11 protein-coding genes are annotated in these 15,578 nt (G+C 72.7%); 4 read left to right on the plus strand and 7 right to left on the minus strand.

Translation table 11 applies throughout. The features are described from left to right. Positions 1 to 53 precede the first annotated feature (53 nt). Positions 54 to 2,384: a hypothetical protein gene (locus tag AB0K28_RS06855; protein WP_364366066.1), complete on the plus strand. Its 2,331-nt coding sequence runs from the start codon at positions 54 to 56 to the stop codon at positions 2,382 to 2,384. Positions 2,385 to 2,854: 470 nt separating this feature from the next. Here the strand turns inward: AB0K28_RS06855 and ileS are convergent, their stop codons facing one another. Further along, entirely contained in the window at positions 2,855 to 6,001 is a 3,147-nt protein-coding gene (ileS, locus tag AB0K28_RS06860; protein WP_364366069.1) for an isoleucine--tRNA ligase, read from the minus strand. Positions 6,002 to 6,464: 463 nt separating this feature from the next. Here ileS and AB0K28_RS06865 point away from each other — a divergent pair, with 463 nt between their 5' ends. Genes AB0K28_RS06865 through AB0K28_RS06875 form a run of 3 tightly spaced genes read left to right on the plus strand, consistent with a single transcriptional unit; the run spans position 6,465 to position 8,360 of the window. Then, positions 6,465 to 6,854 (plus strand): TraR/DksA C4-type zinc finger protein, encoded by a 390-nt coding sequence (locus AB0K28_RS06865; protein ID WP_364366072.1) that lies wholly within the window; start codon positions 6,465 to 6,467, stop codon positions 6,852 to 6,854. Positions 6,855 to 6,907: 53 nt separating this feature from the next. Next, the gene (gene lspA, locus AB0K28_RS06870) at positions 6,908 to 7,438 is read left to right on the plus strand and encodes a signal peptidase II (RefSeq protein WP_364366075.1); all 531 of its coding nucleotides are present in this window, start codon (positions 6,908 to 6,910) and stop codon (positions 7,436 to 7,438) included. Then, positions 7,431 to 8,360, plus strand: coding sequence for an RluA family pseudouridine synthase (locus AB0K28_RS06875; protein ID WP_364366078.1), 930 nt, complete (start codon positions 7,431 to 7,433; stop codon positions 8,358 to 8,360). The genes lspA and AB0K28_RS06875 overlap by 8 nt, the downstream gene beginning before the upstream one ends. A 115-nt stretch (positions 8,361 to 8,475) precedes the next feature. Here the strand turns inward: AB0K28_RS06875 and AB0K28_RS06880 are convergent, their stop codons facing one another. From AB0K28_RS06880 to AB0K28_RS06905, 6 genes are read right to left on the minus strand one after another with little or no spacing between them, the layout of a single operon-like run. Beyond that, on the minus strand, positions 8,476 to 9,846 hold the full coding sequence (locus AB0K28_RS06880) for a protein kinase (RefSeq protein ID WP_364366081.1): 1,371 nt from the start codon (positions 9,844 to 9,846) through the stop codon (positions 8,476 to 8,478). 10 nt (positions 9,847 to 9,856) lie between these two features. Beyond that, the gene (locus AB0K28_RS06885) at positions 9,857 to 10,168 is read right to left on the minus strand and encodes an AzlD domain-containing protein (protein ID WP_345409691.1); all 312 of its coding nucleotides are present in this window, start codon (positions 10,166 to 10,168) and stop codon (positions 9,857 to 9,859) included. Continuing rightward, on the minus strand, positions 10,165 to 10,827 hold the full coding sequence (locus AB0K28_RS06890; protein ID WP_364366084.1) for an AzlC family ABC transporter permease: 663 nt from the start codon (positions 10,825 to 10,827) through the stop codon (positions 10,165 to 10,167). Before AB0K28_RS06890 ends, AB0K28_RS06885 begins: the two co-directional genes overlap by 4 nt. A gap of 11 nt (positions 10,828 to 10,838) precedes the next feature. After that, the gene (locus tag AB0K28_RS06895) at positions 10,839 to 11,693 is read right to left on the minus strand and encodes an AraC family transcriptional regulator (RefSeq protein WP_345401355.1); all 855 of its coding nucleotides are present in this window, start codon (positions 11,691 to 11,693) and stop codon (positions 10,839 to 10,841) included. A gap of 37 nt (positions 11,694 to 11,730) precedes the next feature. Further along, complete coding sequence (locus AB0K28_RS06900) at positions 11,731 to 13,614, minus strand: protein kinase (protein ID WP_364366088.1); 1,884 nt, start codon at positions 13,612 to 13,614, stop codon at positions 11,731 to 11,733. Positions 13,615 to 13,624: 10 nt separating this feature from the next. Further along, on the minus strand, positions 13,625 to 15,571 hold the full coding sequence (locus AB0K28_RS06905) for a protein kinase (protein WP_364366091.1): 1,947 nt from the start codon (positions 15,569 to 15,571) through the stop codon (positions 13,625 to 13,627). Positions 15,572 to 15,578 lie beyond the last annotated feature (7 nt).

Genomic DNA, 15,578 nt, shown 5'->3' on the forward strand with positions numbered 1-15,578 from the left:
TCACTAGGACCTGCCACTCGAAAGAGCCCCCTGTGATCCTTATCAGTGCTGGTTTGGTGCTCGCGGCAGTGGTGCTGCTGATCGCGGGCTTCGTACTGGCGAAGCCGTTCCTGATCATGTGGTCCATCGTGGTCAGCGTGCTGTCCGCGCTGTTCCTGGTGATCGGGGCGTTTCTGCGACGGAACGAGCTTTTTCCCGGAGGTGGGCAGGCCGCTGCGCCGGCCACCCCCCCGAAGGGGCTCATGCCGCCCGCGCAGCCGTACACCCAGACCGGCCCCATGGCTCAGCAGCCGCCCCCGCAGTCCCGACCGCATCCGCAGGCACCGCAGCAGCGCACGGCGACCGTTCCGGCCCCCGTTCCGCGCCGCCCCGCGGCCGCCGGCATCGCGCCGGATGCGATCGTGCTGGTGATCCCGGGACGCAAGCGCTACCACGTCCCCGGGTGCAGGCAGCTGGCCGGACGGGATCACGAGGAACTGACGTACGAGGAGGCACGCGAGGAGGGCTTCACGCCCTGCACGACGTGCCTGCCCGACGCCGCGCTCGGCGGACGGCAGCTGCCGCCTGCCGCCGACCCCGAGCCTGCGGCCCACCCCAGCACCGCTCCTGCCAAGAGCCGATCTGACAACTCCGCGGAGACCCGCGACCTTCGTCCGCCGGTCACCCCGCCGAAGCCCGACACGAAGGCTTCCACCCCCAGCCCGGAGCCTGCCGCCGCCCACGAGGAAGGCGCCGCCGGGTGGTTCGGCCGTCCCTCGGCCGCCCCGGCCGACCAGGCAACGGGCTCACCTTCCGCCGCCCCCGAGACCGGCACCGACACCGGCACCGACACCGGTGGTGGCTCGGACGACGAGCAGGCGGACGCAGAGACCTCCTACTTCCGGCCGCCGCCTTTCGCGCGCAGAGCCGACTCCGCCTCCGGCAAGCCCGGAGCGCCGACGTCAGGACCCGCGAAGGCCAAGCCGGGCACGCCCGCGAAGGGCACGACCGCAGCCGGTGCTTCCGGCGACACGACCGGCGCCTCCGACGACGAGACGTCCCCCGACGTCCCCACCCCTGCCAAGCCCGCACATGGCTCCACCCCACCCCGTCCAGGCACCACCGGCACCGACCAGAGCCGCACCGGCGCCAAGCCCGGCACGGCCGGTGGGTCCGCGTCAGAGATGACGCGGAACGCCAGTGGTTCCGCTTCAGGAAAGCCGGGCGCGGCCGGGGGCTCTTCGTCCGGGAAGCCCGGGCAGGGGGGCAAGCCCGGCGGTGAGCAGGCCGGGTCGGGTGGCGGCAAGGCCGGGCCGGCGTCCGGTGCGGGTGAGGCTGACGATGACGCCGCCGGGCCCGCCACGGCACCGCAGCCACGCGTGACGGCGTCGGGCATGCCACAGCGCCCTGGGGCACCCAAGCCCGCGGGGCCCACGTCCGGTGCGCCGGAGCGTCCCTCAGGGGCCGGGAGCAAGCCGGGCAAGCGTCCCGCCGGCGATGAGCCCGCGCCGGGGGAGACCGTCATTCTGCACGAGCGGCCCGCCTCCTCGGCCGAGGCGACGGCCAAGCCCGGGGGCCCGCTGCCTCCGGGCGCGTCGTCCAGGACTCCCGTCGCCAAGCCCGGAGCCACACCGGGCAAGAGCGGAGCCGAGCGTCCGCCGTCCGGCGGCTCAGGCTCCAGCAACGCAACTCCGTCCACGGCGACGGACGACCCCAAGAGCACCACCACCAACGGCTCCGGCACCAGACCACAGGGCGCCGGGGGCGGCACAGGGCCGCAAGCGGGCAAGGGCGCCTCAGGGCCGCAGGGCGGTGGCGGGACCGGCCCGCAGGGAGCCACCTCAGGCACCACTCCCAAGGGACAGCCCGCTCCTACCGATGACGCTCCCAAGGGGCAGGCCGGGGCTTCCGGCGGCGCGGCCAAGGGACAGCCCGGGGCTTCCGGCAGCGGCACAGACCAGCGTCCCGGCTCCTCAGGACCCGGCTCCGGATCCTCAGGGAGCACCGGCAGCGGGGCTCCGGCGGCCAAGGGCGGCGCTTCCCAGGGGCAAGGACCCCGAGCTGAGGGAAGCGGCTCGTCCAACGGCGGCACCGCTTCCAGGACCACCGATGCGGGGCCCGCAGACTCCAGGACGACAGACGCCAAGGACACGGGCTCCAAGGCCGGATCGTCCAGCTCCCAGCCCGGCGACGAGCCGGCGGGGTCCAAGGACCACGGAAACGGCAAGGCACGAGGGCCGCAAACGGTCAAGGTCATCACCGGCACCCGCCGCTACCACGGCACCTCCTGCCCCCTGGTTCGCGGAGCGGGCGACGGCGTGGAGACGATGACCCTCGCCGCCGCGGAGGCCGCCGGCCTGACGAGCTGCCCAGTCTGCCAACACGACCGCCAAAGGGTCAGCTGAACAACCAGCTCCTCCTCACCGCCGCAGGACAGTCGTGCCGCTGACTCTTGGAGGAGGCGGTCGGCCTGCTCACCGCTGGGCAAGGTGGGTGCGTCGCTGACTTCTGCGGGAGGTAGGCGGGTTGCTCGTCGGTGGGCGGGCAGCCGTCTCACTGGCTTCTGCGGAAGGCGGTTGAGTCGCTCGCCGCCGAACAAGACGTGCGGGCCGGGTACTCCTGAGCGCCGTGATCCAGGACGAGCGCCGTGGCGCGTGATGCTTCCGGTTGAGCGGTGTGGGGGTGCGCTCGGCCGGGCAGCGGCGGCACGGCGCCGTCCTCCTGCCGCGTGGTGTTGTGAAGACGTGGCTTGGCGCGTGAGGTCTCTTCGGTGGGGTCCGCTCGGGGCGGTTCTGTCTGAGGGGTGTCGCTCTGGCCGAAGGGCCCATGAGACGGCCCCTGGCGGTGGTCGCCAGGGGCCGTCTTACCGCGGCGTTCAGGCGCGGCGGAGCTGGAAGGTGAGGCCGAGGTCCTCGTCCGTGTGGGTCGGCAGGTCGGCGGTGGTGCCTTCCGTGAGGGAGGTGGCGAGGACTTCCTCGGTCACCACCTGGCCCTGCGCGCGCAGCGCCGTCGCCAGCTCGGGCGACGTCGTCGTCCACCACAGGTCGATGCGGTCGGTGATGGACAGGCCGGTCGACTTGCGGGCGTCCTGGACCAGGCGGATGACCTCGCGCAGCAGGCCCGCGCGGCGCAGCTCGTCGGTCAGCTCCAGGTCGAGCGCCACCGTCTCGCCGGTGCCGGTGCCGATGGCGCCGGTCTCGACGGCCCAGCCGGAGCGGGGCTGCTCGGTGACGATCACCTCGTCGGGGCCGAGCATGACCTCGCCCACCTCCTCGGCCTCCACCATGACGGTGGAGCCCGACCGCAGCGCGCGGGCCACGCGGGTGGCGTCGGCGGCGGCCAGGGCGGCGGCCACCAGCTTCGTCTGCGGCCCGAACCGCTTGCCCAGCGCCCGGAAGTTGGGCTTGACCGTGTAGGACACGAGATCGGCGCTGAAGCCCGACATGTCCTCCAGAGCCTGGACGTTGAGCTCGTCGGCGACCAGCCCGCGCAGCTCGCCGGGCAGCGACGGCCAGTCGTGCGCCCCCACCAGGGCCCGCCGCAGCGGCTGGCGGGTCTTGACCCCGGAGGAGGCACGGGCCGAGCGGCCCAGCTCGACCAGGCGGCGTACGAGCGCCATCTGGTCGGACAGCACCGGGTCGATGAGGTCTTCCCTGGCCTGCGGCCAGGAGGTCAGGTGCACCGAGGACGGGGCGTCGTCGGCGCGCAGGACGTCCCAGAGGTGGTCGGTGATGAACGGCGTGATGGGCGCCATCAGCCTGATCACCGTCTCCAGGCACTCGTACAGGGTCGCGAACGCCTCTTCCGAGCCCTGCCAGAAGCGGCGGCGCGAGCGGCGGACGTACCAGTTGGACAGGTCGTCGAGGAAGTCGGCCAGGCGGCGGCCGGCGCGCTGGGTGTCGTAGTCGTCGAGCGCCGCGGTGACCTCGGCGACCGTGCGGTGCAGCTCGGCCAGCGCCCAGCGGTCGAGCAGCGGGCGCTCGGCCGGCGGGACGGCCTGGGAGAGCCGGGACGGCGACCAGGACTCGGCGTTGGCGTAGAGGGTGAAGAAGGACGCCGTGTTCCACAGCGTCAGCAGCACCTTGCGGACGATCTCCTCAAGAGTGCCGTGCCCCACCCTGCGGGCCGCCCACGGCGAGCCGGAGCAGGCCATGAACCAGCGCAGCGCGTCGGCTCCGTGCTGGTCCATCAGCGGGATCGGCTCGAGGATGTTGCCGAGGTGCTTGCTCATCTTGCGGCCGTCCTCGGCGAGGATGAGGCCGAGGCAGAGCACGTTCTCGTAGGAGGACTGGCCGAAGACGAGCGTGCCGACGGCCATCAGCGAGTAGAACCAGCCGCGCGTCTGGTCGGTGGCCTCGCAGATGAACTGCGCCGGGTAGACGCCCTCGGGCTTGCCGCGCTCGCCCCACTGGGCGAACGGCATGGAGCCGGAGTCGTACCAGGCGTCGATGACGTCGGGCACGCGGCGGGCGAGCGCCCCGCACGACGGGCAGTCGAAGGTGACGTCGTCGACGTAGGGGCGGTGGGGGTCGAGGGCGGAGATGTCCTGGCCGGCGAGCGCGCCCAGCTCCTCCAGTGACCCGACGCACGTGACGTGGGACTCGTCCTGCGTGCACACCCACAGCGGCAGCGGCGTGCCCCAGTAGCGGGAGCGCGACAGCGACCAGTCGACGTTGTTGCGCAGCCACTCGCCGAAGCGGCCCCACTTGATGGTGTCGGGGTACCAGTTGGTGCCGGCGTTCTCGGCCAGCATCTGGTCCTTGACGGCGGTGGTGCGGATGTACCAGGACGGGAGCGCGTAGTAGAGCAGCGGGGTGTGGCAGCGCCAGCAGTGGGGGTAGCTGTGCTCGAAGTGGCCGCCGCGGAACAGCAGCCCGCGCCGCTGAAGGTCCTCGGTCAGCTCCTCGTCGGCGTCCTTGAAGAAGCGGCCGCCCACCATGGGGACGTCGTCGAGGAAGCGGCCGTCGGGGCCGATCGGGTTGACGACGGGCATGTCGTAGCGCTTGATGACGGCCATGTCGTCCGCGCCGAAGGCGGGGGCCTGGTGGACCAGGCCGGTGCCGTCTTCGACGGTGACGTAGTCGCCGAGCACGACGTAGTGGGCGCCGGGGATGTCGACCAGGTCGAACGGCCGGTTGTAGGTGGTGTGCTCAAGCTCGCGGCCGGTGTGGCGGGAGACCTCGGTGACGCCCTCGCCGAGCACCGACAGCAGCGGCTCGGCCACGACCAGCACCTCGCCGTCGGCGGTGCGGGCGGCGACGTAGGTGACGTCGGGGTGGACGGCGACCGCGGTGTTGGAGACCAGCGTCCACGGCGTGGTCGTCCAGACCAGCAGCGAGGCGCCGGCCTCGGCCAGCGGGCCCGAGGTGACGGGCATGCGGACGTAGACCGACGGGCTGGAGACGGTCTCGTAGCCGCCCGGCTGGCCCAGCTCGTGGTCGGACAGCCCGGTGCCGCAACGCGGGCAGTAGGGGGTGATGCGGAAGTCGCGGAACAGCAGGCCCTTGTCGAAGACGACCTTCAGCGACCACCACACGGACTCGATGTAGGACGGGTCCATCGTGCGGTAGGCCTGGGACAGGTCGATCCAGTAGCCCATGCGCTCGGTCATCTGCTCGAACGCGTCGACGTGGCGCAGCACCGACTCGCGGCACTTGGCGTTGAACTCGGCGATGCCATAGGTCTCGATGTCCTTCTTGCCGGACAGGCCCAGCTCGCGCTCGACGCCGACCTCGACGGGCAGCCCGTGGCAGTCCCAGCCGGCCTTACGCGGAACGCTGAAACCGCGCATCGACTTGTAGCGCGGGAACAGGTCCTTGAACACGCGGGCCTCGACGTGGTGCACGCCGGGCAGGCCGTTGGCGGTGGGCGGGCCCTCGTAGAAGACCCACGACGGGTTGCCGGCGTTCTGTTCGACGGAACGCTCGAAGATCTTCCCGTCCCGCCAGCGGTCCAGGACCTCGCGCTCGAGCGCGGGCAGGTCGACCTGCGCGGGAAGAGAGCGGAACGTTGGGGAAGACATCTCGGGCGTGACCTCCACGCGTGAATCGGCCGGTTGGGCTCTGGCGTGAAGGGACGAAGCCTCGCGGCCCCGCGGTACCACCCTTCTTGACCCCGCCCGCGGGCGAGGCCCTCTTCGTTTGACTGCTGCCGGGTCTAATGAGCTCTGACGAGCCGTTCTTCCGGCGGCTCCGGGGTGATATCCCTCACAGCGGGCCCCATCAACGCCTTGCAGGCTTAAACCATAACGCAGAGTCGAGGTCAAGGCTTCCAGGTTTCCGGGTCAGGAGGTTCATCGCCGCCCAGCGGTACGTGGGTCGTAAAGGGCGCAAAGATGTGGGAATGGACGCCGGTGTGGAGGAGTTGAATGCGCGAGGCGGGATAGTACGGGCTAGGTAAACCGTCCGGCGGGTCGTTTGCCGTTCCGTTATCAGGATCCTAAGCTGCCCGCACCATTCACGGCCTTGATCAGCATGGAGGCAGCCATGGCGGCAGTCACGCAGACCGCTACACCGTCGATGTGGTCGGATGAGGAGCTGGCCGAGGTACGCGGCAGGCTCCAGCAGGAGATCGACGAGCTCGAGGCGGACATCCTGCGCCACGAGTCGGAGATAGCCTCTGGGGACGTCACACAGGGCGCGGGCGACGACCAGGCGGACGCCGGCGCGAAGACGTACGAGCGCGAACGCGAGATCGCCCTTACCCTGAATGCGCGCGATCTGGTCGCGCAGAACGAACGTGCGATCGCCAGGATCGACGCAGGGACCTATGGAGTGTGCGAATCGTGCCACAAGCCGATCGGCAAGGAACGCCTCCAGGCGTTCCCGAGGGCGACGCTGTGCGTGGCCTGCAAGCAGAAGGAGGAGCGCCGGTAGGACAGGGGGGCACCGCCGGCCGGCCACGCGGGCGCCTGTTCGCCGTCCTCGTCGTGCTGGGAGCCGTGATCTACGCGGCCGACCTCGCCACCAAGACGCTGGTGCTGCGCACCCTTGAGGGTGAGGCGCCCCTGGTCGTGATCCCCGGCGTGCTCCAGTTCAGGGTCATCTTCAACTCCGGTGCCGCCTTCAGCATCGGCACCGGAATGACCTTCGTCTTCACCTTCATCGCCGCCGGCGTGGTCGTCGCCATCATCCGCACGGCGCGCAAGCTCGGCAGCCTCTCGTGGGCGATCGCGCTCGGCCTGCTGCTCGGCGGCGCCGTCGGCAACCTCACCGACCGGCTGCTGCGCTACCCCTCGGGGTTCGGGCGCTCCACCCAGCTCCAGGGCCACGTGGTCGACTTCATCGAGGTGCTGCCGGGCAACTTCCCGGTCATCGACTACTTCCCCGTCTTCAACATCGCCGACTCCGCCATCGTCTGCGGCGGCATCCTGGCCGTGATCCTGGCCTGGCGCAACGTGCAGATCGACGGGTCGAAGGAGATCGACGGGTCGAAGGAGGAGGCGGCCAAGGATGAGTGAGCAGCGCAGCCTGCCCGTGCCCGACGGGCTGGAGGGCGAGCGGCTCGACGCCGCGCTCTCGCGCCTGTTCGGGTTCTCCCGCACGCGCGCGGCCGAGCTGATCGGCGCGGGTGAGGTGCTGGTGGACGGCCGCGTGCCGGCCAAGTCAGACCGCGTGCACGCCGGCGCGTGGCTCGACGTCACGATGCCGCCGCCGGTCACCACGCCCATGCCGGTCGCCGAGCCGGTGCCGGGCATGACGATCGTGTACGAGGACGACGACGTCATCGTGGTCAACAAGCCCATCGGCGTGGCCGCGCACCCCACCGTCGGCTGGACCGGGCCCACCGTGATCGGCGGGCTGCTCGGCGCCGGTCACACCATCGCCACCAGCGGGGCCGCCGAGCGCCAGGGCATCGTGCACCGGCTCGACGCCAACACCACGGGCGCGATGGTCGTGGCCAAGAGCGAGCACGCCTACTCGTTCCTCAAGCGGGCCTTCAAGGAGCGCACGGTCGACAAGCGCTACCACGCGCTCGTGCAGGGGCACCCCGACCCGTTCAGGGGGACCGTCGACGCGCCCATCGACCGGCACCCGTCGGGCGACGGCCGCTGGGCCGTCGTCGCCGGTGGCAAGCCGTCGGTGACCCACTACGACACGGTCGAGGCGTTCCGCGCGGCTTCCCTGCTGGACATCAAGCTCGAGACGGGGCGTACGCACCAGATCCGGGTGCACATGTCGGCGCTGCGCCACCCGTGCGTCGGTGACCTGCTGTACGGCGCCGATCCCACGCTGGCGGCCCGCCTGGGCGTCACCCGGCAGTGGCTGCACGCGGTCGCGCTCGGCTTCGAGCACCCGTCGACCGGTGCGTGGATGTCGTTCAGCACGGACTACCCGCAGGACCTGCAGAAGGCCCTCGACCTGGTCCGCGCCGAGTCCTGACCGGAGTCGGCGGGCCGTCGGCCTGAGGCTCGCGTCCAGCGGCCCTCGCGCGGGGCGCGGTTCGTGCCCTGCGGCCCCTGGGCCGATCACGCTTGCGGCGGCCCCTTGCGCGGGCTCAGCCGCCGTCCGAGCCTTCGATCTGGCCGGGGGTCTCCTCCGAGGGGGACTCGCTCTGCCGCTGCGGGCGGTCCGTCTCGTCCTTCCGGGCGGTCTCGTCCTTCCGGGCAGTCTCATCCTGCCGGGGGGTCTCGTCCTTCCGGGGGGTCTCGTCCCGCGTCCTGGCCGGGGTGTCGTCGGGGCGGGGGCGGCGGTTCTGGGTGCGTTCGCCGGTGTCCGGGGTTCTCGGCTGGGTGCGGGCGGGTGGCGGGGTGCTGCGGGGAGTGACCACCTCGGTGTCGCTGCGGGGCGACTCGCCCGCCGGTGGCGGTTTGGTCGTCGTGTCGCGGTCGGCCGGCGCGGAGGTGGTCGCCACCGCCGGTACGGGCCGCCCGCCGCGCGGCTGCTCACGGCCCTGCTTCGACCACCAGGCCGCCCCGCCCGTGACGATGCCGACGAGCAGCGCGCCGCCCGCGATGGCGGCCACCGGCAGCACCCGTGACCGCCGGCGCGGCACCACGACGGGCCCGGTACGCGCGGGCAGCGGGACGGGCCCGGTCTGCTCGGGCGAGCCGCCCGCCAGGATGCCGGCCAGCCGCCGCTCGGTCTCCTCCAGCGTCATCCGCTCCGCCGGGTCCTTGCGCAGCAGCCCGTGCAGGACGGGAGCCAGCACCCCCGCCCTGGCCAGCGGCGCCGGCTCGGCGTGCATCACCGCGCCCAGCGTGGCCAGCGCGTTGTCCCGCTGGAAGGGGGAGTGGCCCTCGACCGCGAGGTACAGCGTCACGCCCAGCGCCCACAGGTCGGACGCGGGCCGCGCCCGGCCGCCCGCCGCGCGTTCAGGGGCGACGAAGGCCGGGGTGCCGACCAGGACGCCCGTACGCGTGACCGGCGCCTCGTCCTCCGTGGTGGCGATGCCGAAGTCGGTGAGCACGGCCCTGCCGTCCTCGGTGAGCAGCACGTTGTCCGGTTTGACGTCGCGGTGCAGCACCCCGGCCGCGTGCGCGGCGCGCAGCGCCTCCAGCAGTTGCAGCCCGATGTCCGCGGCCCGCAGGGGCGTCATGGGGCCCTCGTCGCGCAGCAGCTCGCCGAGCGTGCGCGATCGTACGAGCTGCATGACGATCCAGGGGTGCCCGCGTTCCTCCAGCACGTCGTAGACCGTGGCCACGCCCGGGTGCGCCACCCGGCCCGCCGCCCTGGCCTCCCTGAATGTGCGCACAGCGAAATCCTCGCGCTCGGCGCCCGTCAGCTCAGGAGGCGGAGGCACCTCCTTGACCGCCACGTCACGGCCGAGCACCTCGTCGTGCGCGTGCCACACCGTGCCCATGCCGCCCTTGCCGATCGTCCTGAGGAGCCGGTAACGCCCACCGACCATCACCGCGGATTCGGACATGCACCGGCGACTACCCCAGAAGAAACCGGACAAGCGCCGTCATTGCCGCCGCTGCCGCCAGAACGACCAGAAAAGGGGCGCGGAGCAGGAGGGCGACGATTCCCGCGCCGAGTCCCGCCGTACGGGCCGCGTCGAAGGTCAGCCCGCCCTCCTGCGTGAACACCTGCACCGCGATCAGCGCCGCCAGCAGCGCCACCGGCACCAGCTCCGCGAACCTGCGCACCTTCGGATGGTCCAGCACCGCGCGCGGCGCGGCGAGGCCGGCGAGCTTCAGCGCGTAACAGCCCGCGCACACCAGGGCGATCGCCCACCACAACGTCATCGCACCATCACCACCAGGACCGCCACGGCCGACAGCAGCACCGGCACGCCGGGCGGGAAGAACGGCGTCGCGCACAGGGCGATCACCGCCGCCACCGCGGCCAGCCCGCGCAGCTCGGCGCTGCCCGCCAGCCGGGGCCACAGGATCGCCAGGAACGCCACCGGGCCCACGACGTCGAGGCCGAGGACGGCGGGGTCGCCGAGGAAGGAGGTGCCGTACGCGCCCGCCAGCGTGGTCAGGTTCCAGGTGAGGTAGAGGGTGGCGAAGGTGGTGACGAAGGCCGTACGCGAGGAGCGGGGGTCGGGCTGGGCCATCGCCACGGCCGTCGTCTCGTCGATGACGCCCTGGGCGGCCAGCAGCTTGCGGGGGCCGCGTACCTGGAGGAGGTCGGCCAGGCGCAGGCCGTACAGGGTGTTGCGGCCGCCCAGCAGCAGCGCGCCCAGGCTGGCGGCCAGCAGGTCGCCGCCCGCGCCCACCGCGCCCGTCAGCGCGAACTGCGAGGCGCCCGTGAACGCCAGCAGGCTCAGCACGCACGCCTGCGCCACGGACAGGCCCGCGGTGATCGCCGCGGCGCCGAAGGCGAGCCCGGACAGCCCCACGGCCAGGCCCACGCCCAGACCGTCCCGCACTGCCGCGGAACGGTGAGTTGTCGGTTCCATGCCTCCCGAGGTTATGAGATGCGGGAATGTCGGTTCTTGTACGATCCTGCGGCCCGCTGGTACGCCGCCGGCGGCACACCCACGACGCGCTTGAAATGCCGGCTGAGATGCGCCTGATCGGTGAACCCCGACTCGGCCGCCACCTGCGCCGGCGGCATGCCGCTCAGGAGCAGGTGCCGCGCCTTGGCGACGCGCAGGGAGATCAGGTAGGCGTGCGGCGGCAGGCCCGTCGCCGCCTTGAACGCCCGCAGCAGCGGGAACGGCCGCGCCCCCACCGCCTCCGCCAGCCCGTCGAGCGTCGGCGGATCGAGCAGGCTCTCGTGCAGCAGGTCGAGCGCCGCGCGCACGGCCATCCTGCCCTCGCCGGGCAGCGCGGCGGGCGGCTTCGGCGCGGAGTGCCGCGTCAGCAGCCGGGCGAACAGCGTGCGGCTCAGCGTCGACGCGGCCAGCGCGTCGCCCCGCTCGGCCGCCTGGTGCGCCCGCCGCAGCAGCACCGCCACGTCGGCGTCGCGCACCACCTGGCGCGGGAAGTGCGGCGTCCCGCCGGGCCCGCCCAGCTCACGCGCGATCGCGGCCACCGCCTCGATCGACGGATAAAGCATCCGGTACGCCCAGCCGCCCGGCACCCCCGCGTGCCCGGTGTGCACCGACTCCGGGTTGACCAGCACCACCTCGCCCGCGCCCGCCCGGAGCAGCGTGCCCCGGTAGTCGAACTCCTCCACCCCCGAGACGATCAGCCCGATGGCGTAACCGTCGTGGACGTGCCGGGAGAAGCGGTGGGTGACGTAGCGGGCCTTCAGCAGGTCGGTCTCCGGCACCGCCGGGTGCCGCCAGAACGTCGCCCGCTCCTCGGTCGTCCTGCTCACAGCGTTTCACTCACAGGTCTTACTCCCAGCGTCCTACTTACAGGGGCCGGAACGTCTCGAGGAAGTCGTAGAAGTAGTGGCGGTCCTCGGCCCAGCGCGCGTGCGTGGTCTCCCAGTAGACGGCGAACGGGCGGCCGTCGGCGGTGCGCAGGCCGCGGTTGAGCACGTGGATCGTCACGCCGTCGCGGACCCTGGTGAACTCCCAGTCGGCGGCCGGGCGGCCCAGGAACTCGGTGGACTCGATGCCGATCCGCCGGTAGCTCTGGAACTCGCCCTTCTTCTTGATCTCCGCCTCCAGGCGGAGCCAGTGCCGTTCCGGGTCCGTCCAGGTGATGTCGGGGACCGTCCACTCCACCAGCAGCTTGCCGGGAGTGCCCGGACCGGTGACCGACACGCTGTCGCGGCCGTCGGTCTTCTTCACCTGCCACCCGGCGGGCAAGGCGAGCTGGAAGCGGCCGTCGGCGTTCCGGTAGGGCCGCCAGCCTTCCGGGATCTCAGGCTCGTCGGTGGGCTCGTCGGTGGGCTCGTCGGTGGGCTCGTCGGTGGGCTCCTCCGCCGGGTCGTCCGTCGGGTAGTCCGTGGGCTCCTCGGACGGCTCCTCCGTCGGCTGCTGCGTCGGCTGCTGCGTCGGCTCCTGTGGTCCCGTCGTGGGCTCGCCCGTCGGGGTGTCCGCCGTGGGCGAGGGGCTCTGCCCGGCGGTCGTGCCCGTCCAGCGGTCGGACAGCAGCACGCCGCCGGCGCCCAGCACCGCCACCACGAGCACCGCCGCGGGCAGGCCCACCCACAACGTCTTGCGCCGCCCGCCCCGCGGCCGGTCCATCGTCGCCTGGCCCTGCCCGGCGGGCCGCCGATCCCCGGTCGGCTGCCCGCCCGGGTAGGACCCGCCGCCCGGCGGCGTCCCCTGCCAGGAGGCGTGGGGTGGTGGGGTGGCGTGTGCTGGGCCTTCGGGGGGCGGCGTGGGTTGCCAGGTGGCGTGGGGTGGTGGGGTGGCGTGTGCTGGGCCTTCGGGGGGCGGCGTGGGTTGCCAGGTGGCGTGGGGTGGTGGCGTGGTGTGCCCGGAGCCGTCGGCGGGTGGGGTGGCGTGCCAGGGCGCGTCCGTGGTGGTCGTGGGGCGGGGCGGGGCGGTGGCGGCGAGGTCGTACAGGAGGCGGGCGGCCTCGGCGGCGGGCAGCCGCGCGCCCGGCTCGCGCCGCAGCAGCCCCATGACGATCGGCCCGAGCGCCCCGGCCCGCGCCGGCGGCTCGGGGTCGTCGCGCAGCACCGCCGCCACGGTCGCCGCCCACGAGTCGCGCTTGAACGGCGGCCGCCCCTCGACGGCCGTGTACAGCGTCGCGCCCAGCGACCACAGGTCGGACTCGGGCCGCGCGGGCTCGCCGTTGAGCCGCTCGGGCGGCATGTACGCGGGCGTGCCGACCAGCCCGCCCGTCGCGGTCAGCCCGGCCTCGGCCTCCATGGAGGCGATGCCGAAGTCGGTGAGCACCACCCGCCCGTCGTCGGCGAGCAGCACGTTCTCGGGCTTGACGTCGCGGTGCAGCACGCCGGTCGCGTGGGCGGCCCGCAGCGCGTCGAGCACCCGGCCGCCGATCACCGCGGCCTGCGCGGGACGCAGCGGGCCGTCCTCGGAGATCACCCTGGCCAGCGAGCGGGAGCGGACGAGCTGCATGACGATCCACGGCCGGCCGTCCTCCTCGACGACGTCGTGGATGACGACCACCGACGGATGGTCGAGCCGCCCGGCCGCCCTGGCCTCGCGGATGGTGCGGCGGTTGAGCTCGGCCCGCTTGGCGTCGCCGACCCCGGTGTAGCGGACCTCCTTGATCGCGACCGTACGGTCGAGCAACTCGTCGTAGGCCCGCCAGACCACCCCCATGCCGCCCTCGCCGATGGGCTCGACGAGGCGGTAACGATTGCTGACGTGCACGCCGCGCAGCCTACTTCTTCGGCGAGAACGTCGCGCAGAAGCCTTCGAAGAAGCGGAGGTCGTCCTCCCAGTGGCTGTTCAGGGTGTGCCAGTAGATCGCGTACGCCTTGCCGTCCTCGGCGATGAACCCCCGGTAGCGGATGCGGGACTTGCCCGTCTGCGTGGGCCAGATGAAGTCCCAGTCGGCCGCCGCCTTGCCGTACTTGACCTCCTTGATGCTGAGCTTCTTGTAGCCGCCGAAGCGGTTCTTCAGCCGCGACTCCAGCTTCTTCCAGCCCTTCAGCGGGTCCTTGCCCAGCTTGGAGGCCCGCTCGATGCGGACGTGCGCGTTGGGCGCCCCGCCGGGGCCCTTGTACTCGACGCCGCTGCCGACGATCCCAGAACGCTGCCACTCGTCCCAGCCCTTGGGCAGGCCGATGGAGAAGCCGAGCTTCTTGTCCGTGTGCATCTTCCAGCCGGACGGCAGCGCGGGTTTGGCCTCCTTGGTCTCCTCGGGCTCGGCCGTGGGGCTCTCCGCCTGGGTCGGGGACTGGCTCGGGGACGGGTCCTCCTCCTCGTCGGAGGGAGTGGCCGACGGGGACGCCGGGGGAGTCTGCGGAGCGGACTCGCTGGGCCCGGTCGGGACCGTGCTGGCGACCGCCGCCTGGGCGCCCTCGCCATCCGAGTCCTCGGGCGCGGAACGCAGGCCGAGATAGCCGCCCACGCCGGCGACCAGCAGCACGGCCACGGCCGCCGCGACGACCGTGATCATGCGCCGCGGCTCGCCCTTGGACGCGCTCAACGTCGACTCGCCGGTCGGCCCCGACGGCGGTTGCTGCGGCTCCACGGTCGGCGCCTGTGACAGGCGCACACCGGTCTCGGGAACGTTCTCAGCGGCGGGCGCGGCCTGCGAGCGGGCGCTCGCGAGGTTCGGGTCGGTGGGGGTGTCGTCCTCCACCGGCGCGTACGGCCGCCGCGCCTTGGCGGGGCCGGGCCGCTTCGGCTTCGAAGGCGCATGACCCTGCGCATGACCCTGCGCCTGACCCTGCGCCTGGCTCTGGGCAGGACGCTTGGCCGGCTCCGGCACCCGCAGCTCCTGCTCGGGCGGGAACTGCGCCGCGGGGAACTGGGCGGTGGGCGGCGCGCTCGGCTGCGAGAAGCCCGCGATGGCCGCCCGCAGCATGCGCTGCGTCTCCTCGTACGTCAGCCGCTGCACCGGCTCCTTGACCAGCAACCCCATGATCACGTCGGTCAGCGGCCCCACGTGCGTCGCGGGGTCGGGCTCGTCCGTCAGCACGGCGTGCATGGTCGCCAGCGCCATGCCGCGCTCGTGCGGCGAGCGGCCCTCGACCGCCGTGTAGAGGGTGGCGCCCAGCGACCACAGGTCCGACTCGCGCCGCGCGGGCAGGCCCTTGAGCCGCTCTGGCGCGATGAACGCCGGCGTGCCCGCCAGGCCCGTCACCGTGAGCTGCGTCTCGGTCTCCAGCGTGGCGATGCCGAAGTCGGTCAGCACCACCCTGCCGTCGTCGGCCAGCAACACGTTCTCGGGCTTGACGTCCCGATGCAGCACCCCCGCCTCATGGGCGCGGTGCAACGCGTCGAGCACGGCCAGCCCGATCTCCGCCACGCGCTTGGGCGGCAAGGGACCGTCCTGCTTGATCACCGCGCCCAGCGAGCGCGACTGGACCAGCTGCATGACGATCCAGGGCCGGTCGTCCTCCTCGATCACGTCGTGCACGACGATCACGTTGGGATGCTCGAACCTCGCCGCCGCCCTCGCCTCGCGCATCGTGCGCCGGTTCAGCAGCTGCACCTCCTCGCCCAGGGCGGCGGCGTACCTGACCTCCTTGACCGCCACCGTGCGGTCCAAGAGCTCGTCGTAGGCACGCCAGACGATGCCCATCCCGCCCCTGCCGATGGGTTCCTGCAGCTGGTAGCGGCCGGCGATGCGGCGTCCCTCCTGCTTGCGATCCGACATCAACGGC

Source organism: Nonomuraea sp. NPDC049504 (assembly GCF_040676845.1).
GTDB lineage: Bacteria > Actinomycetota > Actinomycetes > Streptosporangiales > Streptosporangiaceae > Nonomuraea > Nonomuraea salmonea.

What these genes read in the sequence shown, in the direction of transcription:
- AB0K28_RS06875 (WP_364366078.1), top strand. Translation starts at nt 7,431, where the DNA reads ATGAGTGAGCAGCGCAGCCTGCCCGTGCCCGACGGGCTGGAGGGCGAG.
- AB0K28_RS06890 (WP_364366084.1), bottom strand. Translation starts at nt 10,827, where the DNA reads ATGGAACCGACAACTCACCGTTCCGCGGCAGTGCGGGACGGTCTGGGC.
- ileS (WP_364366069.1), bottom strand. Translation starts at nt 6,001, where the DNA reads ATGTCTTCCCCAACGTTCCGCTCTCTTCCCGCGCAGGTCGACCTGCCC.
- AB0K28_RS06880 (WP_364366081.1), bottom strand. Translation starts at nt 9,846, where the DNA reads ATGTCCGAATCCGCGGTGATGGTCGGTGGGCGTTACCGGCTCCTCAGG.
- AB0K28_RS06905 (WP_364366091.1), bottom strand. Translation starts at nt 15,571, where the DNA reads ATGTCGGATCGCAAGCAGGAGGGACGCCGCATCGCCGGCCGCTACCAG.
- AB0K28_RS06885 (WP_345409691.1), bottom strand. Translation starts at nt 10,168, where the DNA reads ATGACGTTGTGGTGGGCGATCGCCCTGGTGTGCGCGGGCTGTTACGCG.
- AB0K28_RS06865 (WP_364366072.1), top strand. Translation starts at nt 6,465, where the DNA reads ATGGCGGCAGTCACGCAGACCGCTACACCGTCGATGTGGTCGGATGAG.